The organism is Microbacterium sp. GW823-FHT02G05 (assembly GCF_058797175.1).
This window is the reverse complement of record NZ_JBXAJK010000002.1, coordinates 511,311-533,263: the sequence shown is the minus strand read 5'-3', so window position 1 is coordinate 533,263 and position 21,953 is coordinate 511,311. Positions and strand designations below refer to the sequence as shown.

At 67.0% G+C, this 21,953-nt stretch carries 17 protein-coding genes; 11 read left to right on the top strand and 6 right to left on the bottom strand.

The window, feature by feature from the left end:
- Positions 1-34: 34 nt before the first annotated feature.
- Genes frr through AC1REM_RS12485 form a run of 6 tightly spaced genes read left to right on the top strand, consistent with a single transcriptional unit; the run spans position 35 to position 3,883 of the window.
- Positions 35-589: a ribosome recycling factor gene (gene frr / locus AC1REM_RS12510; RefSeq protein WP_492514906.1), complete on the top strand. Its 555-nt coding sequence runs from the start codon at positions 35-37 to the stop codon at positions 587-589.
- A 6-nt stretch (positions 590-595) separates the two neighbouring features.
- On the top strand, positions 596-1,570 hold the full coding sequence (locus AC1REM_RS12505; RefSeq protein WP_492514905.1) for a phosphatidate cytidylyltransferase: 975 nt from the start codon (positions 596-598) through the stop codon (positions 1,568-1,570).
- Positions 1,571-1,572: 2 nt separating this feature from the next.
- Positions 1,573-2,139 carry a DivIVA domain-containing protein gene (locus tag AC1REM_RS12500; protein WP_492514904.1) on the top strand — a complete coding sequence of 189 codons (567 nt, stop codon included), beginning with the start codon at positions 1,573-1,575 and terminating at the stop codon, positions 2,137-2,139.
- A 47-nt stretch (positions 2,140-2,186) separates the two neighbouring features.
- Positions 2,187-2,867: an aggregation-promoting factor C-terminal-like domain-containing protein gene (locus tag AC1REM_RS12495; RefSeq protein WP_492514903.1), complete on the top strand. Its 681-nt coding sequence runs from the start codon at positions 2,187-2,189 to the stop codon at positions 2,865-2,867.
- Positions 2,868-2,879: 12 nt separating this feature from the next.
- Positions 2,880-3,167, top strand: a complete 288-nt coding sequence (locus tag AC1REM_RS12490; protein ID WP_492514902.1) for an Rv1322 family protein — start codon at positions 2,880-2,882, stop codon at positions 3,165-3,167.
- Positions 3,164-3,883 carry an alpha/beta hydrolase gene (locus tag AC1REM_RS12485; RefSeq protein ID WP_492514901.1) on the top strand — a complete coding sequence of 240 codons (720 nt, stop codon included), beginning with the start codon at positions 3,164-3,166 and terminating at the stop codon, positions 3,881-3,883. The genes AC1REM_RS12490 and AC1REM_RS12485 overlap by 4 nt, the downstream gene beginning before the upstream one ends.
- On the opposite strand, the gene AC1REM_RS12480 is transcribed toward AC1REM_RS12485, so the two are convergent.
- Positions 3,880-4,941 carry an AI-2E family transporter gene (locus AC1REM_RS12480; protein WP_492514900.1) on the bottom strand — a complete coding sequence of 354 codons (1,062 nt, stop codon included), beginning with the start codon at positions 4,939-4,941 and terminating at the stop codon, positions 3,880-3,882. The genes AC1REM_RS12485 and AC1REM_RS12480 overlap by 4 nt on opposite strands.
- A 171-nt stretch (positions 4,942-5,112) precedes the next feature.
- Between AC1REM_RS12480 and AC1REM_RS12475 the strand changes: the two genes are divergently transcribed.
- Together AC1REM_RS12475 and AC1REM_RS12470 are read left to right on the top strand one after the other, a co-directional pair.
- On the top strand, positions 5,113-6,996 hold the full coding sequence (locus AC1REM_RS12475; RefSeq protein WP_492514899.1) for a DUF8094 domain-containing protein: 1,884 nt from the start codon (positions 5,113-5,115) through the stop codon (positions 6,994-6,996).
- The gene (locus tag AC1REM_RS12470) at positions 6,993-7,928 is read left to right on the top strand and encodes a tetratricopeptide repeat protein (protein ID WP_492514898.1); all 936 of its coding nucleotides are present in this window, start codon (positions 6,993-6,995) and stop codon (positions 7,926-7,928) included. The genes AC1REM_RS12475 and AC1REM_RS12470 overlap by 4 nt, the downstream gene beginning before the upstream one ends.
- 6 nt (positions 7,929-7,934) lie before the next feature.
- On the opposite strand, the gene glgB is transcribed toward AC1REM_RS12470, so the two are convergent.
- Genes glgB through glgX form a run of 3 tightly spaced genes read right to left on the bottom strand, consistent with a single transcriptional unit; the run spans position 7,935 to position 14,359 of the window.
- Entirely contained in the window at positions 7,935-10,127 is a 2,193-nt protein-coding gene (gene glgB, locus AC1REM_RS12465; protein ID WP_492514897.1) for a 1,4-alpha-glucan branching protein GlgB, read from the bottom strand.
- Positions 10,124-12,205, bottom strand: coding sequence for an alpha-1,4-glucan--maltose-1-phosphate maltosyltransferase (locus AC1REM_RS12460; protein WP_492514896.1), 2,082 nt, complete (start codon positions 12,203-12,205; stop codon positions 10,124-10,126). The genes glgB and AC1REM_RS12460 overlap by 4 nt, the downstream gene beginning before the upstream one ends.
- Positions 12,206-12,256: 51 nt before the next feature.
- Positions 12,257-14,359, bottom strand: a complete 2,103-nt coding sequence (gene glgX, locus AC1REM_RS12455) for a glycogen debranching protein GlgX (protein ID WP_492514895.1) — start codon at positions 14,357-14,359, stop codon at positions 12,257-12,259.
- Positions 14,360-14,404: 45 nt separating this feature from the next.
- Here glgX and AC1REM_RS12450 point away from each other — a divergent pair, with 45 nt between their 5' ends.
- Positions 14,405-15,580, top strand: a complete 1,176-nt coding sequence (locus tag AC1REM_RS12450; RefSeq protein ID WP_492514894.1) for a cysteine desulfurase family protein — start codon at positions 14,405-14,407, stop codon at positions 15,578-15,580.
- A gap of 10 nt (positions 15,581-15,590) precedes the next feature.
- A complete protein-coding gene (mnmA, locus tag AC1REM_RS12445; RefSeq protein ID WP_492514893.1) occupies positions 15,591-16,688 on the top strand; it encodes a tRNA 2-thiouridine(34) synthase MnmA in 1,098 nt (365 codons plus the stop codon).
- Here the strand turns inward: mnmA and AC1REM_RS12440 are convergent.
- On the bottom strand, positions 16,655-17,503 hold the full coding sequence (locus tag AC1REM_RS12440) for a phosphotransferase family protein (protein WP_492514892.1): 849 nt from the start codon (positions 17,501-17,503) through the stop codon (positions 16,655-16,657). The two genes, mnmA and AC1REM_RS12440, sit on opposite strands and share 34 nt — an antisense overlap.
- 72 nt (positions 17,504-17,575) lie before the next feature.
- On the opposite strand from AC1REM_RS12440, the gene ligA reads away from it, so the two are divergent.
- Positions 17,576-19,894: an NAD-dependent DNA ligase LigA gene (gene ligA / locus AC1REM_RS12435; RefSeq protein WP_492514891.1), complete on the top strand. Its 2,319-nt coding sequence runs from the start codon at positions 17,576-17,578 to the stop codon at positions 19,892-19,894.
- Between the two features lie 178 nt (positions 19,895-20,072).
- On the opposite strand, the gene AC1REM_RS12430 is transcribed toward ligA, so the two are convergent.
- Complete coding sequence (locus tag AC1REM_RS12430) at positions 20,073-21,953, bottom strand: DEAD/DEAH box helicase (RefSeq protein WP_492514890.1); 1,881 nt, start codon at positions 21,951-21,953, stop codon at positions 20,073-20,075.

The window sequence follows — 21,953 nt, the reverse complement described above, 5'->3', positions numbered from 1 at the left end:
GACTATTCAGAACATCCTGACGATAGGAGTCACCGTGATCGCGGACGTCCTTGCAGACACCACCGCTCGTATGAACCGCGCAGTCGAGGCGGCGAAGGAAGACTTCGCCACCGTGCGCACAGGGCGCGCGAACCCCCAGCTTTTCCAGAAGGTCCTCGTCGACTACTACGGCACCCCGACGCCGATTGGTCAGCTGGCTTCGCTGGCCAACCAGGAGGCGCGCACGCTCATCATCACGCCGTACGACAAGTCGGCGCTGAAGGCCGTCGAGCAGGCGATCCGCGACATGCCGAACCTGGGCGCGAACCCGACCAACGACGGCAATCTCATCCGCGTCACGATGCCCGAGCTGACGGCCGACCGTCGCAAGGAGTACGTCAAGCTCGTGAAGTCGAAGGGCGAGGACGCGAAGGTTCACGTCCGTGGCATCCGCCGCAAGGTAAAGGACGAGCTGGACGCCCTCAAGAGCGAGCTCGGTGAAGACGAGATCGCGCGTGGCGAGAAGGAGCTCGACGCTCTGACCCGTCAGCACGTCGATCTCATCGACGAGGCGCTGAAGCGCAAAGAGGCAGAACTCCTCGAGGTGTGACGGTACATGTCCACGCACCCCGATGACGAGGCGCCCCGCGAAGACGCACTGCATGCGCAGTGGCGCGCTGCGCGGGACGAGATCGGCACGCACGTGTCTCATGCGCGCGATCAGCTGGATCAGGCCAATGAGCGGATCAAGGCCCGAACGGGTCGCGATCTGATCCTCGCGACCCTGATCGGTCTGCTCATCGGCGGACTTCTGCTGGTGTCGTTGATCTTCGTGAAGTGGGCGTTCCTGTTCTTCGCGGTGGCCGGATCGCAGCTCGCGATCTTCGAGCTGTCGCGAGCACTGCGCGCGGGCGGGCGTCGCATCGATGTCGTCCCGCAGCAGATCGCCGGCGCGCTCCTCGTCTTCGCGGCGTATTTCGCGGAGCTGTGGCTGACCTGGGTCACGCTGTTCTTCGCAATCGCCCTCGTGATCATCTGGCGTCTGCTGGCGCAGATGATCGCGCGTGACGGCCGTACCTATGGCGATGTGCTCACCGATGCGCTCGTCAGCGGGTTCGTGCAGGTCTATGTTCCTTTCCTCGCCGGCATCACGCTCATCCTGCTGCGGCAGGATGGCGGCGAATGGTGGGTGCTCTCGTTCATCGTCGTGGTCGTCGTGGCTGACACAGGGGCCTATGCGTCCGGCCTGCTCTTCGGCAAGCATCCGATGGCTCCGAAGATCAGCCCGAAGAAGACCTGGGAAGGCTTCGCCGGTGCGGTGCTCTTCTCGCTTCTGGCCGGTGTGCTGCTGGCGATGTTCCTGCTGGGCTTGCCGTGGTGGGCGGGGCTCGTCTTCGGGGCGGTGCTCGTCGGCACCGCGACGCTCGGTGATCTCGGCGAGTCGATGCTCAAGCGCGACCTCGGAATCAAGGACATGAGTTCCTGGCTTCCTGGCCACGGCGGATTCCTGGACCGACTCGACAGCATTCTGCCCTCCGCCGTTGCGGCGCTCACTCTGTACGCTGTCCTTTCTCCTCTGGCGGTATCGTGACCATGACTGACTCGAACAGCCGTGCGGCTTCCGTGCCCTTTCCTGTGACGGAGGGGCGGGAGAAGGGCTACCAGCGCGCAGCGGTGGACGTTTTCCTTCGTCGCGCGAAGTCCAGCTTCGACGGCGAGGGTGCCCCGCTCAATTCCGCCGGGGTGCGACAGGCGTCTTTCCCCCTGGTGAGGGGCGGCTATCGCATCTCCGACGTGGACGCGGCCCTCGCGCGCGTCGAGGACGCCTTCGCGCAGCGGGAGCGGGCTGCGGCCGTTGCCCGGGCCGGTGCCGGGATTTGGGTGGATCGCGCCCGCGGTGAGGCGCAGCTGATCCTGGATCACCTCGCCCGACCGAAGAAGAAGCGCTTCGCCCGCTCGGGCCCGCTGACCTTCGGGTACCGGATCGACGAAGTCGATCATGTGGCGGAGAAGATCGTTCGCTTCTTGCGTGATGGGCAGACACTCACGGTGGAGCAAGTGCGTTCGACGGCATTCCGCATGCAGCGCGGCGGCTATCGTGAAGAGCAGGTCGATGCCCTGCTTGATGCCACGATCGACGTGCTTCTGGCCGTTCGATGACGATTCCCATGGAGGATTCAGATTCGCGTGGGTAAGCTGGGCACACTGTGACTCCCGATAACGATCAGATCACGCGCGCGTCGACGGCGCTCACTCGATCCACCTCGAGTGCGTCGGCGAACTCTTCGTCGACGACAGGCTGGACGCGCCGCCGCGGCGTCGCGAGCGTTCTCGCCGGACTCGCCGTTGTCGGTTTCGCTGTAGCAGTGATCGCGCCGACCGGTCTCGCATTGTCGTCGCCGCCTTCAGCAGAGGCTGCGCAGTCGCTGTACGCGCTGGCTGCTGACGAGGTGGAAGACATCTCGATCACCATCGAGGGCTCGGACGCTGTCGCAGTACAGCGCGATCTCTTCGAGGTCTACGTGACGCCGACACCGACGCCTGAGCCCGTTCCGGCGTCTCAGCCTGACTCAGGTGGTGGCGGAGGCGGACCGGTCTACTACACCGGCGGTGGAGCGCCTGCCGAGTGGATGGCCGCCGCTGGCATCGACTCGGGCAACTGGGGCTACGTCGACTACATCGTCAGCAAAGAAAGCGGCTGGGACCCCAACGCCACCAACAGCAGCTCTGGGGCGTGTGGTCTTGTCCAAGCGTTGCCGTGCAGCAAGGTCCCGGGCAATGGTTACGATCCGATCGACAATCTGCGCTGGGCCAACGGCTACGCGACGGGTCGGTACGGTAGCTGGGCTGCAGCGTACGACTTCTGGATCAGCAACCACTGGTGGTAATGGTTTCCTGCAATGCCTCGCTCTCATCGTCGACGCCCGGAGCGTTCTTCCTCTGACGATTCGCTCGACCGCCTGATTGCGGGGTGGAAGCGCACGGAGGTGCGTCAGGGGCGTGAGTGGTTCGTGCAGCCGGTGTCTGCCGCGCAGGCACAGAAATCCTACGTCTGCCCCGGTTGCGCGATCAGCGTGGCGGTCGGCGTCGCACATCTTGTCGCCTGGCGCGCCGACGGTGTCCTCGGCGATGCAGCAGATCTCTCGGCCCGACGCCACTGGCACACCCACTGCTGGCGAACGTCATGACAATCGCGATCCGCGGTCCGCTCGAACTGCCCGCGCAGCGCGAGGACATCACGCTGCGGACTGCCGATGGGTTGACGCTCGTCGGAGAGCTCGCCCTGCCTCAGGACGCCGTGCCGACAGCGACATTGGTGACGTTGCACCCGCTCCCGACCGCGGGCGGGTTCATGGACTCGCACATCATCCGCAAGGCGGCCGCTCGGCTGCCCGCGCTGGCCGACCTCGCCGTGCTGCGCTTCAACACCCGGGGGACGTCATCTCCTCGCGGAACGAGTGGTGGGACCTTCGACGGCGGTGCCGCGGAGCGCCATGACGTGGCTGCGGCGATGGCATTCGTCGCGGAGCGTGAGCTGCCGCGCCCCTGGCTCGTCGGATGGTCGTTCGGCACCGAGCTCGCGCTCAAGTACGGACGCGAGCATGCGATCGAGGGGATCATCCTGCTCTCCCCGCCATTGCACCGCGCCAGCGCCGAGGAAGTCGGAGCGTGGCGTGACGATCCACGGCATGTCGTGATCCTCGTACCGGAACTGGACGACTATCTGCGTCCCGAGGAGGCGGCCGAGCGTTTCGCGTCGATTCCGCATGCGACGCTGATCGCCGTCGAGGGCGGGCGGCACCTGTGGGTGGGGGAGTCGCAGACGCGTCGCGTGATGACGGAGATCGTGGCCGCGGTGAACGCCGCCGCTCTGCCGCTTCCGACGGAGTGGCCTCCGGCCTAGCGGTCGTTCATCCGGGGAATCAGCACCTGTCGGTAGATGATCAGGATGCTGGCGGCCACAGGGATGGCAATGAGCGCCCCGAGCAGGCCGAGCAGCGAACCACCCGCGAGTGCGGCGATCACGACCACGGCTCCCGGAACAGACACGGCACGGTTCATCACGCGCGGCGAGATGACGTACGCCTCGATCTGCATGTAGATCAGGTAGTAGATTCCCGCGGCGAGGGCGGTGGCGGGGGAGCCGAGCCCGGGAAGCAGGCAGAGCAGAACGATGATCGTCGAACCGGTCAGTGTGCCGACCAGCGGGATGAGGGAGAAGAAGAACGCGACGACAGCGAGCACCGCGGGGAACGGAGCCTGAATGATCGACAGGAAGATCGCGCTCAGCACGCCGTTGATCACGCCCATCGTCACCTGGCCCATGACGTAATAGCCGACGGAGGCCGTGATCTGCTCGGAGAGGTCGATGAATCGCGCCCGCTTGGACGCCGGGACCAGCTGGTAGACGGCCGCCTTGAGGGAAGGCGTGGACGCGGTGAAGTAGATCGTGAGAATCAGGATGATGAACGCGCCCATCAGGCCGGCGATCACCGCGCCACCTGCGCTCAGCACGCCCTGACCGACGGTCTCGCTGATGTCGGCGAGATTCGTCGCGAGCCAGTCCTGCACGAACGCCATCACTTCGTCGACGCGAAGGTTCGGGAAGACGTCCTTCAGCCAGGCGGCGAGGTCTTCTTCGAACGTGCCCTTCTCGATGATCTTGGTGATCTGGTCCACGAGCTGGGAGATCTGGTCCACGAGGATGGGGACGATCATGAACATGATCCCCGCGAACCCCGCGAGCACGGCGAGGATCGTGACGAGCACCGCAGCCCAGCGGGGGAGCTTGCGCCGTTCAAGGAAAGAGACGAGCGGGTCGAGGCCAAGGCTCAGAAACAGCGCCGTGCCGACATAGAGAAGCACGGTCGAGAGCGTCTGCACGCTGCCGATGAGCATGATCCCGAGGCCCACGCCGAGAGTCGCCACCAGCGCGGTGCGGAACGGGTTGTGGAACTTCATGGTTCTCCTCGACGAGTGATGTCCAGCCAGCGTAGAGCCGTCGGCGACCGTGTGACGCCACGGATCGCCGGAACAGTGCAACCGTATGGGTATTACACAGGTCGTTTCGATAGTCTGAAATGTCGAGTGATATCCGATTTTGACGTCTGGGAATCACGGAGGAGTTGATTCGTGCGTTTTGTGTGGGCCGTTGTGGCCTTCGTGCTGGCCACGCTGCTGATTGGAGCGGGCATCGCGCAGCGAACCGTTTTCCTCGGCCCGAAGGCAGAGCAGACAGAGTTGAGCGTCACTGAACCCCAGCGCTACACGCTGATCGACGGTGATGTGCTGCGCTCCCATCCCGGTGAGCAGACCGTGATCGCCCGGGGGTCAGGAACCGTGTTCCTCGCCCAGGCGCGCACTGCCGATCTCGAAGCCTGGCTCGCGGATGCCGAGTACAACCGCGTCTCCATCGACGAGGGCGGAACGATCTCCAGCACGGTGATCCCCGCGTCGATCCTTCCGGTGGAAGAGGACCCTGCCGCAGAGGAACCCGCCGACGCGGCGGCGACCGATGACGCTGCGGAAGAGCAGGGTCGCAACCCCGCAGGATCAGACCTCTGGTTGACGGAGTTCAGCGACGAGGGCTCGCTCATCGAGCGGATGCAGATTCCCGAGGGCGTCTCAGTGCTGCTCGCGAGTGATGGCACGGAGGACGCTCCGAGCGACGTGATCCTGTCGTGGCCGCTGGAGAACCGGACGCCCTTCGCCGGCCCGCTCATGGTCGCGGGTGGCATCATCATGGCCGCGGGCCTCGTTCTCTACGTCCTCGCGATCCGCCATTCCCGCCGTGGGCGTGGACCACGCCGCAAGGGGCCGCCGCCCCTGCCCCCGACGGAGCCGATCGACGTCGCGCGCGACAATGCTGAGCTGGAAGAGGGCACGTCGACGACGACTGGCGAGGGCCGGACCGACACCGGCGCCAAGACCCAGCAGAACCGGGCGCGACTCCCGCGTCGCCGGGCTCTGCTCGCCGTGCCGGTGTTCGCCGTCACCACCGCGATGTTGGCCGGATGCACCCCGGATGCGTGGCCTCAGCAGGCGTCTTCGCCGTCGCCATCGCCGACCGCGACGGTCGTCACGCCGGAGGACCAGCAGGCTCCGGTGATGACAGAAGCGCAGGCGGCACGCGTGCTCGAGAACCTCTCCGCCACAGTCGCAGAGGCAGACGAGACTCTCAATGCCGAGTTGGCCGCGACGCGATTGACAGGCTCCGCGCTGGCCGAACGTCAGACCGACTACCTCGTGCGCGCTTCTGTGCCCGAGTACGTCGCCCCCTCGGCCATCCCCTCGGACAAGATCCGGATCCTGGTGCCGCAGGCCTTCGACGGCTGGCCCCGCACGACACTCATGCTCGCCGAGGCAGGCAGCGACGAGACGGTGCCGCCGGTCATTCTCACGATGACACAGGACGACCCGTGGTCGAACTACAAGATCACCTATCTCGCAGAGATGCAGGCCTCCGCGGAGCTGCCCGATCTTCCGCCGGCGTGGCTCGGTGCCAAGCTGACACCGCCGGACTCGCCATTCCTCGTCGTCGCGCCTGATGCGCTTGCGGAGGCATTCGCGAGCGTCGTGGACGAGAACGAGGCCAGCCCCGCTTACGAACTCTTCGACAAGGGCGTCCACGACTTCGCGACGACGATTCGCGACAGCCGAGCCGCCATCGTGCAGGCACTCGCCGATGCGAACGCCGCCACGACATCTGCGATGTCGTTCGACCTCTCGCCGACCGGTGATGTGCCGATGGCGCTGGCGAGTATCGACAGTGGTGCGATCGTCGCGGTCTCTCTGAAGGACTCGCAGTCGATCGTCCCCACGCAGGAGGGCGTGGACATCCGCGTGGGCAACAACGAGCCGGCGAAGGCGCTCACGGGTGTCGAATCGTCGTCCAAGGGCTTTGTGACCACCTATGGCATGCAGCTCTTCTTCTCGGTGCCTGCGCAGGGTTCCAGCGCGCAGGTGCAGCTTCTTGCGGTGTCGCAGGAGCTTCTGTCTGTGGAGGTAATCCCGTGAGTGAGATCTCGCCCGCCGCTCTGCGAGGCGCCGTCGACCTTTCATCGCTGCGTAACCGTCCTGCGCCGTCTTCGGCGCCGATCTCTGCGCCCGATGGCGAAGCGACACTCCCGCTTGTCTTCGATGTCACGGATACCACGTTCGGACAGGTTCTCGAGCTGTCCCGTCGTGTGCCTGTCGTCGTCGATCTGTGGGCCGAGTGGTGTGGTCCGTGCAAGCAGCTCAGCCCGATCATCGAGAAGGTGGTCAACGAGCTCGCCGGCCGCGTGCTGCTGGCGAAGGTCGACGTCGACGCGAACCCGCAGCTGGCGCAGAGCTTCCGGGCGCAGTCGATCCCCATGGTTGTCGGACTGGTCGCCGGTCAGCCCGTTCCGCTGTTCACCGGAGCGGTACCTGAAGAGCAGGTTCGCCAGGTCTTCGGACAGCTTCTCGAGCTCGCCGCGCAGCACGGCGTGTCTGGCACCGTTCCGGTTGCGGCGGGAGAGCAGGAGGCGTCTGCGGAGCCTGAAGAGGCTCCGATGCCGCCGCTGCATGCGGCCGCGTTCGCGGCGATCGAGGCCGGCGACTATGCCGCTGCGATCACCGCGTACGAGCAGGCCCTCGCGGAGAACCCCCGCGACGAAGACGCACGGGCGGGTCTCGGCCAGGTTCGTCTGCTGCACCGCACGCAGGGGCTCGATCTCGGTGCCGTGCGCGCCGCAGCCGCCGCCGCACCTCAGGATGTCGATGCGCAGTTCGCTGTGGCCGACATGGACATCGCAGGCGGCCACGTCGGTGACGCCTTCGGCCGTCTTCTCGACCTCTTCGCCGCGGCATCCGCTGACGACCGCACGCGCGTCCGCGAGCGCCTCGTCGAACTGTTCGGATTGATCGGCGAGGCAGACCCGCGTGTGGGCCAGGCCCGTCAGCGCCTCACGTCGCTTCTGTTCTGACCCTTCTCACGACCGCGTCGGCGAAGGCACGTGCGGATCGCGCTGGTAGCGCAGCCACAGCGTGGACAGCGGCGGCAGGGTGAGCGTGGCTCGCGCTGCGCCGTTGTCTTCTTCGTGCGCATACACGTAGCCGAGATTTCCTTTCCCCGAGCCGCCGTACTCGACGGCATCGGTGTTGAGGACTTCGCGCCATGTGCCCGACAGGGGCAGATCGAGGGCGAAGCCCGTGTGTGCGACGCCGGCGAAATTGCTGACGACGACGACTTTGCCGCCGTGCGCGTCGCGCCGGCTGAATGCGATCACGCTGGCATCCCAGGTGGGGCCGCCGAGTCGTGAGAAGCAGTTGCCGTCGTTGTCGCGCTCCCAGAGCGGCGCGTGTGCGCGGTAGGAGCGGTTGAGTTCGCCCACGAAGCTCTGCAGCTGCGCGTGTGCGGGCTGGTCGAGCAGCCACCAGTCGAGGCTCCGGCTTTCGGCCCACTCGGAGAGCTGTCCGAACTCCTGCCCCATGAACAGCAGCTTCTTTCCTGGATGCCCCCACATGTACGCGAGGAAGGCACGGAGGTTCGCTCGTTTCGCCGCCGCATCCCCGGGCATCTTGCTGAGCAGGCTGCCCTTGCCGTGCACGACCTCGTCATGGCTGATCGGGAGAACGTAGTTCTCACCGAAGGCGTACACGAAGGAGAAGGTCATCTCGCCTTGGTGATGGCCGCGGTAAAGCGGGTCTCGCGCGATGTACTCCAGCGAGTCGTTCATCCAGCCCATGTTCCATTTGAAGCCGAATCCGAGACCTGCTCGGTCCGTGGGTGAGGTGACACCGGGAAAGCTCGTCGACTCCTCGGCGATCATCAGGATCCCCGGGTGCTTGCGGTAGGCGGTCGCGTTGACCTCCTGCAGGAAGTGGATCGCCTCCAGGTTCTCGCGTCCGCCGTGCACATTCGGGGTCCACTCGCCGTCTCTCCTCGAGTAGTCGAGGTACAGCATCGATGCGACAGCGTCGACCCTGAGCCCGTCGACGTGGAACTGCTCCAGCCAGTAGAGCGCGTTGGCGACGAGGAAGTTGCGCACTTCTGCGCGCCCGTAGTCGAAGATCAGCGTGCCCCAGTCCTGGTGCTCACCGCGCTTCGGATCAGGGTGCTCGTAGAGCGGTTCGCCGTCGAAACGGGCGAGGGCGAACGCATCGCGGGGGAAGTGCCCGGGCACCCAGTCGAGGATGACGCCGATGCCGGCCTGGTGCATCCGGTCGATGAGATAGCGCAGGTCGTCGGGGTCACCGAAGCGTCGGGTCGGCGCGTAGTAGCCCGACACCTGGTAGCCCCATGAGCCGCCGAAGGGATGTTCCGCGACGGGCATGAACTCGACATGTGTGAAGCCGGTCGTGGTGACGTGCTCGATCAGTGCATCGGCGAGGTCGCGATAGCCGAGCCCCGGACGCCAGGACCCCAGGTGCACCTCGTAGATCGACAGCGGCTGTCCTACGGCATGCGTGGCCGCTCGGCGGGTCATCCAGGCGCCATCCCGCCACAGATGCTCGGACCGCGTCACGACGGATGCGGTGGCCGGAGGCGTCTCCGCGAGCTGTGCCAGCGGATCCGCCTTGAGAATCCACTCACCCGCGCGGGTGCGGATCTCGTACTTGTAGCGCGCTCCCACCTCGACGCCCGGAACGAAGAGCTCCCAGACGCCACTGGCCCCCATCGACCGCATCGGGTGCAGTTCGCCGTTCCAATCGTTGTGATCGCCGACGACGCGCACCACCTGGGCGTTCGGCGCCCACACCGCGAAGGCGGTGCCGGCGTCGCCGTCGATGACGCGCGGGTGCGCACCCAGCACCTCCCAGAGTCGTTCGTGACGGCCTTCGACGATGAGGTGCAGATCGAGTTCCCCGATCGTCGGCGCATGCCGGTACGGGTCGCCCGCGCGCCACTCCGCACCGTCCGCGTAGTGGGTGAGGACTTCGTAGCGCCCGGCGGCGCCGGTCAGGAGACCCTCCCAGACGCCGCCTTCGATGTGATCGAGATGCACCGTGACGCCGGAGTCGAGGAGGGCGGTCACGGATTCCGCGAGCGGACGTCGCACGCGGATGACGGTGCCGGGTCGACCAACGGCGTCGAGGTGAGGGTGCGCGCCGAGCAGCGCGTGCGGATCGTGATGAGTGCCCGCGGCGACGGATTCGAAGACGGAGGACTCCATGCTGATCATGATCTCTGCTCCCTTACTCGCAGAATGTGTGCCGGTTCGGCAAAGGCGTCGAGCCGGACGTAGTTGTGGTCGCTCCACTGCCAGACAGCGCCGGTGAGCAGGTCTTCGACCTCAAAGGGGTCACCGGGTTCCACACCCCACAGGCGGGTGTCGAGGTGCACGGTCGTCTGCCGCACGGAATGAGGATCGACATTCACGACGACGATGATGGTGTCATCCTGGCCTGTGCCGGTGAACGCGGCGTCGAGGTGCTTCGAGTACACCAGCACCGCGTCGTCGTCGCTCCAATGGAACGCGAGGTCGCGCAGCTGCCGCAGCGCAGGGTGCGCGCGGCGGATCTCGTTGAGTCTCTGCAGGAGCGGGGCCAGCGAGCCACCGCTTCGCTCTGCGGCGGCCCAGTCGCGGAGCTTGTACTCGTACTTCTCGTTGTCGATGTTCTCTTCCGACCCGGAGCGCGCGATGTTCTCGACCAGCTCGTATCCGGCATACACACCGTAGAGCGGCGCAGCTGTCGCGGCGATCACCGCACGGATCCGGTACGCGGCGCGTCCGCCGAACTGCAGATACTCGGTGAGGATGTCGGGGGTGTTCACGAAGAGATTCGGACGCAGGTAATCGGCGGTGTCGGAGACCAGGGAGGTGAGGAACTCTTCCAGTTCGGTCTTCGTGTTGCGCCAGGTGAAGTAGGTGTAACTCTGCTGGAAGCCCACGGCGGCGAGAGCACGCAGGGGAGCGGGGCGGGTGAACGCCTCCGCCAGGAAGACGATGTCCGGGTGCTGGGCCGTCACCGTGGCGATGAGCCATTCCCAGAACTGCAGCGGCTTGGTGTGCGGGTTGTCGACGCGGAAGATCCGCACGCCCTGTGCGATCCAGTGCTCGACGATGCGCAGCACCTCAGCGGCAAGGCCTTCGGGGTCGTTGTCGAAGTTCAGCGGGTAGATGTCCTGGTACTTCTTCGGCGGATTCTCCGCATAGGCGATAGTGCCGTCGGGGAGCGTCGTGAACCACTCCGGGTGCGCGGCGACCCAGGGATGATCGGGCGAGGCCTGAAGTGCGAGGTCGAGCGCGATCTCGAGTCCGAGGTCGTTCGCTGTGCGCAGGAAAGCACGGAAGTCGTCGAGCGTGCCGAGGTCGGGGTGCACGGCGTCGTGGCCGCCTTCGGCCGCACCGATCGCCCAGGGCGAGCCGGGATCTCCGGGAACAGTGGTGAGCGTGTTGTTCGGACCCTTGCGATGCGTGCGTCCGATCGGGTGGATCGGCGGCAGGTAGAGCACATCGAAGCCCATCTTCGCGACAGCGGGGAGGCGAGCGGCTGCGGTCTGGAAGGTGCCGCTGGCGATCGTGCCGTCTGCGCGAAGCCGTGCGCCTTCGGAGCGAGGGAAGAACTCGTACCAGGCGCCGACACCTGCGCGCTCCCGTTCGACCCGCAACTGATGCCAGGCGCCCGCCGATTCGAGAGATGAGAGCGGACGCTGCGAGAACACGGACGCGAGAGCCGGATCGTTGGCGACCGCGAGGATGGTGTCTGCGCTGGCATCCGCGTTCGCAAGCACCGCCGCGTACTTCTTGATCCGCGAGCGCTCAGCGGCGGGACGCGTGCGCTCCGTGACCGCGCGGGTGAGGAGCTCGCCGCCCTGCATCCGCGTGAGATCGACATCCACGCCGGCAGCGAGCTTGACCTGCGTCGTATGGGCCCAGGTCGCGAACTCGTCGGCAAAGCTCTCGAAGCGGAACGACCAGGTGCCGGTGGCGTCGAGCGCGATGAGCGCCTCCCAGCGATCCGTCCCATCGGCGAGCGGCCGCAGACGGTGCAGGCTCTCGTGACCTCCGGCATCGCGCAGCCGCACGTGCACGCCGATGAGGTCATGCCCTTCGCGGAATGCGACGACCCGGAACGGCACCACTTCGCCGGCGAAGGCCTTCGGCGCGAAGCCGCCGGGGGCCGAAGGGCGTGCGTCACTCAGGGGGATGCGAGGCGTTCGCAGGGGAGAATCAGCGGAGCCAGCGGCCCGCAGGGGGATCTCTGCAGGGCTCCGAAGAGTCGCTGCAGCGGGACGAGAAGCGGTGCGTACGGCCACACCCTGAACCTACCGCTCCGGGGCGCTCCGCGGGGAGTGAAAACGGAGTGTTCACTCCACCCGGAACAGGCGCATGGACGTTCCCGGCACAGCGATCACGTCGCCGGGTGCATGCACGCTCTCGACAGCACCGGGACGCTCGTCCGCGCTGGACCACAGCGAGACATAACGGGTCGCATCAGAGGTCGTCGGCAGCGTCACATCGATCGCGCTCTCGACGCCGTGCACGATCAGAAGCACGCGGTTCGGATTCTCGCCGGTGTCTTCGACCGCCAGGTACTGGAGCGTGCGGTGCGAGGCATCCGTCCACTGTTCGATCGACATGGTCGTGCCGGACTGATCGAACCAGGACATCTCGCTCGCACCGGGCGTCTCCTCACCCAGCCGTGCGTACCGCGCAGGACGCAGAGCGGGATTCTCTCGCCGCAGTCGCGTGAGGGTCGCGACGTGCGCGCGCAGGCACTCCTGCCACTCCTCGTGTTCCCAGGAGAGCCAGGTCAGCGGCGAATCGTGGCAGTAGGCGTTGTTGTTGCCCTGCTGCGTGCGTCCCGTCTCGTCGCCCGCGGTGATCATGGGCACACCTGCGGATAGCAGGAGCGTCCCCATCAGGTTGCGCATCGCCTTGCGTCGCGTCGCCTCGATCACGGGGTCCTGCGTCGGGCCTTCAGCGCCGTGATTGAAGGCGCGGTTCATCTCGGCACCGTCGCGATTCTCCTCACCGTTGGCCTCGTTGTGCTTGACGTTGTATGAGACGAGATCCCGGAGCGTGAAGCCGTCGTGTGCGGTGACGAAGTTCACGCTCGCGAGCGGGCCGCGCTCAGTCGAGAAGGTGTTCGACGACCCGGCAAGGCGGGTCGCGAAGCCTCCGATGCCGACGGGGGCGGTGGACGCGCGACGCGCGTAGTCGATGTCGCTCAGCCAGAAATTGCGCACGCGGTCTCGATAGCGATCGTTCCACTCGTGCCAGCCCTGGCCGAAGTTGCCGGTCTGCCAGCCACCGGTTCCGACGTCCCAGGGCTCCGCGATCAGCTTGGACTCCGCGAGCACTGGGTCAGTGCGGATGGCCTGGAGCAGCGGATGCGACGCCGTGAATGTGTGGGTTGCATCCCGGCCGAGTGCCGAGGCGAGATCGAACCGGAAGCCGTCGACCTGTAGATCCTCTGCCCAGTAACGCAGCGAATCCAGGATGAGGCGCGCCGCGGCATCCGTCGAGGTGTTCATGGTGTTGCCGCACGCTGTTGTGTCCACGTACTCGCCGTCCGGGTGCTGGCGGTAATAGCGAGCGTTGTCTATGCCGCGCAGGCTCGTGCGCGGACCGTTCGGACCGCCCTCGGAGGTGTGGTTGTAGACGACGTCGAGGATGACTTCGATACCGGCTTCGTGGAGGAGCTTCACCATCCCCTTGAACTCGCGCAGCACCGCATCCGGACCCGACCGCCGTGCTTCGGTTGTCGCATAGGCGGCATGCGGGGTGAAGAAGTTCAGGGTGTTGTAACCCCAGTAGTTCTGGAAGCCCCGTTGCTGCAACCACGGTTCGGAGACGAACGCGTGCACAGGCAGCAATTCCACGGCGGTGATGCCGAGAGACGAGAAGTGCTCGATCATTGCCGGATGCGCGAGACCCGCGTAGGTGCCATGCAGGGCCGGCGGAACCCCGGGATGCCGCTTCGTCATGCCTTTGACATGCCCCTCGTAGATCACCGTGTCGGCGAAGGACGTGCGCGGCTTCTGCGCGCCATCCCAGTCGAAGGCGCCATCGACGACAACCGAACGCCAGTCGTCCTGCCCGCTTGCACGGACGAGCCCGCGCGCGTACGGGTCGATGAGGTTCGTGTGCGGTCGGAACGAGTTGCCGCCGCCCTGCGCACCCGTCACCCGGATCGCATACCTGCTTCCGGTCTGGAGCTGCGGAGAGCGCACCTCCCAGACCCCCTCGCCCACCTGCTCGAATCGCAGCTCCGCGATCGCCCAGTCCACGTCCGCTCCGTCGAAGAGCACGAGGTCGAGACCTGTGGCGTTGCTGGACCACACCCGCAGCGTGCCGACACCGTCGACGACGCGCACCCCCAGGTCATCGAACGCCGAGCTGCACAGCGAGCACAGAGCCTCTCGGCGTGCGTCGTCGGGAACCGTCGCGGGGGCATGGGGGCACATGGACGACAGCATAAACGTCGGGGGAGTCGCCGTAACATCGAAAGGGTGACCATCTACCTCGACCACGCGGCGACGACACCGCTCCGACCCCGGGCTGCAACGGCCTGGCTGGAGGCGCAGACTATCGTCGGGAACGCCTCGTCGACGCACGGTGCGGGGCAGGCCGTGCGCCGTCTGCTGGAAGAGTCTCGCGAGCGCATCGCCGCCGTGCTCGACTGCGAGCCGATCGAAGTCGTCTTCACCTCGGGGGGAACCGAGGCGATCAACCTTGCTCTCACGGGGCTTTGGCGACAGCGCGCAGAGGGTCAGGACGCGATCGTGCTGCCGGAGGGTGAGCATCACGCCACACTCGACACCGTGGCAGCGCTCGCCGCGACGGGAGCTCAGGTGCGCTCCGTTCCGCTGGATGCCGAGGGGCGCATCCGTGGCGATCTGTTCGCCGATGCCCTGCCCGGTGCGGCCTTCGCAACGGCGCTGCTCGCGAACAACGAGGTCGGCACCGTCAACGATGGGCGCGGGCTCAGTCGATCGGCCGCCGAGAACGATGTGCCTTTTCACCTGGACGCCGTCGCCGCTTTCGGACACCTGCCGGTGTCGTTCCGGGAGCTGCGCGCTGCAGCGCCAGCGGGCGCGGGCCTCGTGGCGCTGAGCGTCGCCGGACACAAGGTCGGCGCCCCGGTCGGGACGGGCGCGCTCGTCGTCGCGCGCAGCGCACGGCTCGCGCCGCTCCTGCACGGCGGGGGACAACAGCGCGGGCTGCGCCCAGGAACTCAGGATGTCGCGGGTGCCGCAGCCTTCGCCGTAGCCGCAGAAGAGGCCGAGGCCGAGCGTGAACGTGAGGCCGCCCGACTCACTGCCCTGCGAATCGCGTTGGCCGATGGCATCCGAGCGCGCATTCCTCAGGTCGAACTGCTGGGAGATCCGGAGCACCGGATCCCGGGCAACCTGCACCTCCTCTTTCCCGGCGCCGTGAGCGAGAGCCTGCTCTTTCTGCTCGATCAGTCGGGGATCTCGGCATCCGCCGGCTCCGCCTGTCAGGCGGGTGTGGCAGAGCCATCGCACGTCGTGCAGGCACTGGGGCGGTCGGAAGCGGATGCCCGCAGCGTCGTGCGCTTCACACTGGGGTACACGTCGACCGCGGACGATATCGACCGTGTGCTCGCCGTGATCGCGGATGCCTATGCCCGCGCATCCGGGTCCCGCACGGGTTCACGCTCGTAGACTGGTATCCATGCGAATTCTGGCGGCGATGAGTGGAGGCGTGGACTCCGCCGTGGCGACGGCACGTGCGGTCGAGGCGGGGCACGAGGTCGTCGGCGTGCACCTCGCGCTCTCGCGAGCGGGCGGCACGCTGCGCACCGGCAGCCGTGGCTGCTGCACGATCGAAGATGCGATGGATGCTCGTCGCGCGGCCGATCTGCTCGGCATTCCGTTCTACGTCTGGGACTTCTCGGAGCGTTTCCGCGACGACGTCATCGAGGACTTCATCTCCGAGTACAAGGCCGGTCGCACGCCGAACCCCTGCCTGCGCTGCAACGAGAAGATCAAGTTCGCCGCACTCCTGGAGCGGGCGATCGAGCTCGGTTTCGATGCCGTCTGCACCGGCCACTACGCCACCCTCGTGAACGGCGAGGGCGGCCTCGAGCTGCACCGCGCCTCCGACGCAGCGAAGGACCAGTCCTACGTGCTGGGCGTCCTCAACGCAGAGCAGCTCGCGCACACCTACTTCCCGCTCGGTGACACGCCCTCCAAGGCGCTTGTGCGCGCGGAGGCGGAGGCGCGCGGTCTGAGCGTCGCGCAGAAACCCGACAGCCACGACATCTGCTTCATCCCCGACGGCGACACCCGCGGGTGGCTGGCGGAGAAAGTCGGCGCGGAGCAGGGCGAGATCGTGGATCGCACGGGCGCGGTCGTGGGCACACACGAGGGCGCGCACGCGTTCACAGTGGGGCAGCGCCGCGGACTCAAGCTCGGCATCCCGGCGGATGACGGCAAGCCCCGCTTCGTGCTCGAGGTGCGTCCCGTGTCGAACACCGTCGTCGTCGGGCCCAAGGAGGCTCTGGCGATCGCGGAGATCTCGGGGGAGAGGTTCTCCTGGGCGGGGCCTGCGCCGACCGAGGGCGAGTTCCGCTGTCATGTACAGATCCGCGCGCATGCCGAGCCTGTTCCCGCGGTCGCCTATGTGACGGCTGCAGGAGTCCGGGTTGTTCCGGATGCGCCGCTGGACGGGGTGGCTCCCGGACAGTCGGCGGTGATCTACGTCGGCACGCGTGTGCTGGGGCAGTTCACGATCGATCACACGGTCTCGGCGGTACCCGCCGGCGTCTGAGCCGGTTCGTCGGCGAGCATCCGCAGCACGCGTTCGGCCTGCGCTTCGGTTGCACCTGGGGGATTTCGCAGGAAGCCGCCGTTGCCAGGCAGCAGCATGAGGAGCCAGAAGATCGCCCAATGGCACCGCCAATGAGGGAGGCGCTCTCTGTCGTCCTCGGTGAGACCGACAGCGTCGACCAGGGCATCCGCGTCGTAGACATCGCGACCTGCGAGGTGCTCGACATGGTCGGCGAGCTCGAAGGCGGGTTCGGACAGGCCGCCGTCTTCGAAGTCCACGAGACGACAGGCGCTGCCGTCCCAAAGCACATTCGCGGGGTTGAGGTCTGCGATGCCGAGCACGGTCAGCTGGGCGGGGACGCGGGGCGTGTCTGCCAGCCACTGTCGGGAGGCGCGCAGCGCACGCTCGACCAGTTGCGGGTCCTGGCATCCCTTGAGGTCGCCGGCGCGGCTGGCCCACTCGCGCAGCTCAGCCCCGAGTGAGGAGGGGCCGAGGCGGCGTTCTCCGAGGCCGAGCGCCTGCGCGGCAGACAGGGGCGCGCTGTACAGTCGTCGCAGTGCGCGCCCCAGGCTTGTCGTCTGCGCGCCGTTCAGGGGTGTGGCCCCCAGGGGTTCGCCGGCGAGTCGCTCCATGACGATCACGGGTGCGTCATCGGCCGTCTCGCGACGCAGAGGGCGGGGCGCGAGGCCCGGCGCGTGCTCCGCGAGAACCGCCAGACAGGCCCACTCACGGTCGGGTTCCCGATCCGACCACGTGCGGTATCTCTTGCGCGCCTCGGTCGCAGTGAACGTCAGCTCGTGGGTGTGGGTCGTCACGATGCCACTGTAAGCGCCGGACCGCACCCGCGGCGCCCTGGCGATGTCGGAGCCCGCTCGTAGACTTGCAGAGTGCCGGACTACATCTCACTGGAAGACGCCCGTGTCGAGGCCGACGAGCTGACGACTCGCATCCTCGAGGCAAAGGACGCGTACTACGGGCGCGATACGTCCGTCGTCGATGACGCCACCTATGACGGGTGGATGCACCGGCTCGAAGAGCTCGAGCGCCTCCACCCTGAGTTGCAGGGTCAGGACTCGCCCACGCAGATGGTGGGCGCGGCACAGGCTACGGGACTCGACACGATCGAGCACGCAGAGCGGATGCTGAGCCTCGACAACGTCTTCTCGCTCGACGAGCTGCGTGACTGGGCCGTCAAGACGCGGGCAGCGGCGGGGCGCGACGTCGCCTGGCTGACCGAGTTGAAGATCGACGGCCTCGCGATCAACCTCCGCTACGAGAACGGTGTGCTGACCTCCGCGGCGACCCGCGGCGATGGGCGTGTGGGCGAGATCGTCACCGAGAACGCGCTGCGCCTGCCCGAGATCCCGCAGCGACTCGCTGGCACAGGACACCCCGAGATCGTCGAGGTGCGCGGTGAGGTGTTCATCCCGGTCGCCGCCTTCGAGCGGCTCAACGCAGCGCAGGCCGAGTTCCGTGAGCGCGCCTACGCCGACGCCCTGCACCGCTGGGAGGCGCGCACTGGCAGCAAGCAGCCCTTCGACGAAGAGAAGGCACGAGCAGCAGCCGCGAGGCGTTTCCCTTCGTTCGCGAACCCGCGCAACGCGGCCAGCGGCGGGCTGCGCCAGCAGCTCGACAAGAAAGACGGCCTCGAGCTCGAAGCGGGACTGCTGCGTGTCGCCTCTCTCGCGCTCTACGTGCACGGCATCGGCGCGTGGCCGAATCCTCCGGTCGCCGCGCAGAGTGAGGTCTATGACCTTCTGGTCGACTGGGGGCTTCCAGCCAGCCCGCACACCAAGGTCTGCCACACGATCGACGAGGTGGCCGACTTCGTCGCCTACTTCGGCGAGCACCGCCATGACATCGAGCACGAGTTGGACGGCATCGTCGTCAAGGTCGATGAGCTCGCGCTGCACGACGAGCTCGGAATGACGAGTCGCGCACCGCGCTGGGCGATCGCATACAAGTATCCGCCCGAAGAGGTGCAGACCACGCTGCTCGACATCGTCGTCTCCGTGGGGCGCACCGGACGCGCGACACCGTTCGCCGTGATGGCACCCGCGCACGTCGCAGGGAGCGTCGTCCGTCAGGCCACGCTCCACAACAAAGACGTGGTGAAAGCCAAGGGGGTGTTGATCGGTGACACGGTGGTGCTGCGGAAGGCCGGGGATGTCATTCCCGAGGTCCTCGGCCCTGTCGTCGAGAAGCGCGACGGCACCGAGCGCGAGTTCGTGATGCCGACCGAGTGCCCGGAGTGCGGCGCGACGCTGCGTCCCATGAAGGAAGGCGACATCGATCTGCGCTGCCCGAACGCGCGCTCGTGCCCGGCACAGGTGCGCGGGCGCGTCGAGCACATCGGATCACGCGGAGCGCTCGATGTCGAGGCGCTCGGAGAGGTCACAGCCGCGGCGTTGACGCAGCCGACGTCACCCGCTGTGCCGCCGCTTGAGACGGAAGCAGGGCTCTTCGGACTGACCCTGGAGCAGCTTGTGCCGATCGAGCTCTTCGTGCGGGACGCGGAGACGGGGCTTCCGAAGCAGGACGATGACGGGATCGTCAAGACCCGTGCGCCCTTCCGGCGCAACCCGACCTCCGCCGAGAAGAAGTCGGGGCTCGAAGGCCCGCAGCCGTCGTCTCAGGCGATCACACTGCTGGCTGAGCTCGAGAAGGCGAAGACCAAGGAGCTCTGGCGTCTGCTGGTCTCGTTGAACATCCGGCACGTGGGCCCGGTCGCCGCCCGTGCACTCGCCCAGTGGTTCGGCTCCCTGGACGCGATCAGGGCCGCATCACGGGATGAGCTTGCCGCCGTCGAGGGCGTGGGCGGGATCATCGCCGATTCGCTCCTCGACTGGTTTGAGGTCGACTGGCACCAGGAGATCATCCAGAAGTGGGCGGATGCCGGCGTGCAGTGGGCCACGCCCGGTCATCCGGGGCCTGGTGCTGCGACCGCCGAAGGCGGTGTGCTCGACGGCCTCACCGTCGTCGCGACAGGCTCGCTCGACGGCTACACCCGCGAGGGTGCGCAGGAAGCGATCATCAAGGCCGGCGGCAAGGCGGCATCCAGTGTCTCGAAGAAGACCGATTTCGTCGCGGCTGGTCCCGGAGCGGGATCGAAGCTCGCAAAGGCTGAAGAGCTGGGGGTCCGGATCCTCGACGCCGCCCAGTTCCACGTACTCGTCACCGAGGGGCCCGACGCGCTGGATGCCTGAGCGACTGACCGTCATCCTCACCACGCTTCAGATCGATACGTCGCGGCCGGTCGACATCGGGCGACTCGCTACGCAGGTGAGACAGACGGTGGATTCCGACGCTCGAACGTGAACGAATGAGGGCCGCACCGGATCGGCGCAGCCCTCATTCCTTGTCCGCGTGGGGACGGGGGAGTCGTCAGTACTTGTGGCGCGGCTTGCGTGCCGGGCGGTCGTCGCCGCCTTCCCGGGCGGGACGGTCGTAGCGCGGGCGTTCACGACGGTCGCCGTATCGGTCGCCGCCGCGATCTCCGCTGCGTTCGCCGTACCGGTCACCGCCGCCCTCGCGGCCGCCGCTGCGGCGTGCGCCGGGTCCGCGATCGGGCTTGATCTCGATGAGTCGACCCGAGATGCGCGTGTCGCGCAGCTTGTCGAGTACGGCAGGATCCATGTTGGTCGGAAGCTCCACCACGGAGAAGTCCGGGCGGATGTTGATCGCTCCGAAGTCGTCACGACCCAGGCCGCCCTCGTTCGCGAGTGCCCCGACGATCTGGCGCGGCTCGACGCGGTGACGACGACCAACCTCGATGCGGTACGCGGTGTAGTCGCCGCGGCCGCGACGCTCGGTGCGCGGTTCACGCGTTCCGCGGTCACCGCGGTCGTTGCGTTCACGAGGCGGTCGGTTGTCGAACTCGACTGCGCGCGCAAGCGGGTCGTCCGACGGGTCGAGGAGCAGCGGCTTGTCACCCTGCGAGACGACTGCGAGTGCCGCGGCCACGTCGGCCTCGGGCACGTCGTGGTTGCGCACGTAGTGGGCGATGACGTCGCGGAACTTCTCGATGCGTGCCGTCTCACTGAGCGCCGTGGTGATCGCGTCGTCGAAGCGCGCGAGGCGGGTCGTGTTGACGTCTTCGGTGCTCGGCAGCTGCATCTGTGTCGGCTGCTGGCGTGTGGCCTTCTCGATGTGCTTCAGAAGGTAGCGCTCGCGCGGGGTGATGAAGCTGATCGCGTCACCCGTGCGCCCGGCGCGACCCGTGCGGCCGATGCGGTGCACGTACGACTCAGTGTCGGTGGGGATGTCGAAGTTCACGACGTGGCTGATGCGCTCGACGTCGAGGCCGCGAGCGGCGACGTCGGTTGCGACGAGGATGTCGAGCTTGCCGTCTTTGAGCTGGTTGACGCTGCGTTCGCGCTGGACCTGCGGGACGTCGCCGTTGATGGCGGCGGCGGAGTAGCCGCGGGCGCGCAGCTTTTCGGCGAGCGTCTCGGTCTCGTTCTTGGTGCGAACGAAGACGATCATGCCGTCGAAGTTCTCGACCTCAAGGATGCGGGTGAGCGCATCGACCTTCTGCGCGTACGACACCACGAGGTAGCGCTGGGTGATGTTGGTGTTGGTCGCGGTCTTCGACTTGATCGTGATCTCTTCCGGGTCGCGCAGGTACTGCTGCGCGAGACGGCGGATCTGCGGCGGCATCGTCGCGGAGAACAGAGCGACCTGCTTCTCGACGGGCGTCTGGGCGAGGATCTGCTCGACGTCTTCCGCGAAGCCCATCTTGAGCATCTCGTCGGCCTCGTCGAGCACGAGGTACTTGAGCTCGGACAGGTCGAGGGTGCCCTTGGCGAGGTGGTCCATGATGCGTCCGGGCGTACCGACGATCACGTGCACGCCGCGGCGGAGAGCCGACAGTTGGACACCGTATCCCTGGCCGCCGTAGACGGGCAGCAGATGCACACCGCGCATGTGGGTCGCGTAGGCCTCGAAGGCCTCCGACACCTGGAGGGCGAGCTCACGTGTGGGGGCGAGAACGAGGGCCTGCGGGGTCTTCTGCGAGACGTCGAGACGCTCGAGAACGGGCAGCGCGAAGGCTGCGGTCTTGCCGGTTCCGGTCTGCGCCATGCCCACGACATCGCGGCCGGACAGAAGCGTCGGGATGGTCGCCGCCTGGATGGGCGATGGCGTCTCGTAGCCGAGATCGCGAATGGCCTTGAGGACAGACCCGGTGATGCCGAGCTCCTCGAATCCGGGGGTCACGGGGGTCACCGAGGGGTCTTCGGTCTGTACTGCATCTTCAGGGGTCAC

Excerpts from the sequence above, each read along its gene's own strand:
- AC1REM_RS12485 (WP_492514901.1), top strand. The coding sequence starts at position 3,164 with ATGACAATCGCGATCCGCGGTCCGCTCGAACTGCCCGCGCAGCGCGAG.
- AC1REM_RS12480 (WP_492514900.1), bottom strand. The coding sequence starts at position 4,941 with ATGAAGTTCCACAACCCGTTCCGCACCGCGCTGGTGGCGACTCTCGGC.
- AC1REM_RS12490 (WP_492514902.1), top strand. The coding sequence starts at position 2,880 with ATGCCTCGCTCTCATCGTCGACGCCCGGAGCGTTCTTCCTCTGACGAT.
- mnmA (WP_492514893.1), top strand. The coding sequence starts at position 15,591 with ATGCGAATTCTGGCGGCGATGAGTGGAGGCGTGGACTCCGCCGTGGCG.
- glgX (WP_492514895.1), bottom strand. The coding sequence starts at position 14,359 with ATGTGCCCCCATGCCCCCGCGACGGTTCCCGACGACGCACGCCGAGAG.
- glgB (WP_492514897.1), bottom strand. The coding sequence starts at position 10,127 with ATGATCAGCATGGAGTCCTCCGTCTTCGAATCCGTCGCCGCGGGCACT.
- AC1REM_RS12500 (WP_492514904.1), top strand. The coding sequence starts at position 1,573 with ATGACTGACTCGAACAGCCGTGCGGCTTCCGTGCCCTTTCCTGTGACG.
- AC1REM_RS12505 (WP_492514905.1), top strand. The coding sequence starts at position 596 with ATGTCCACGCACCCCGATGACGAGGCGCCCCGCGAAGACGCACTGCAT.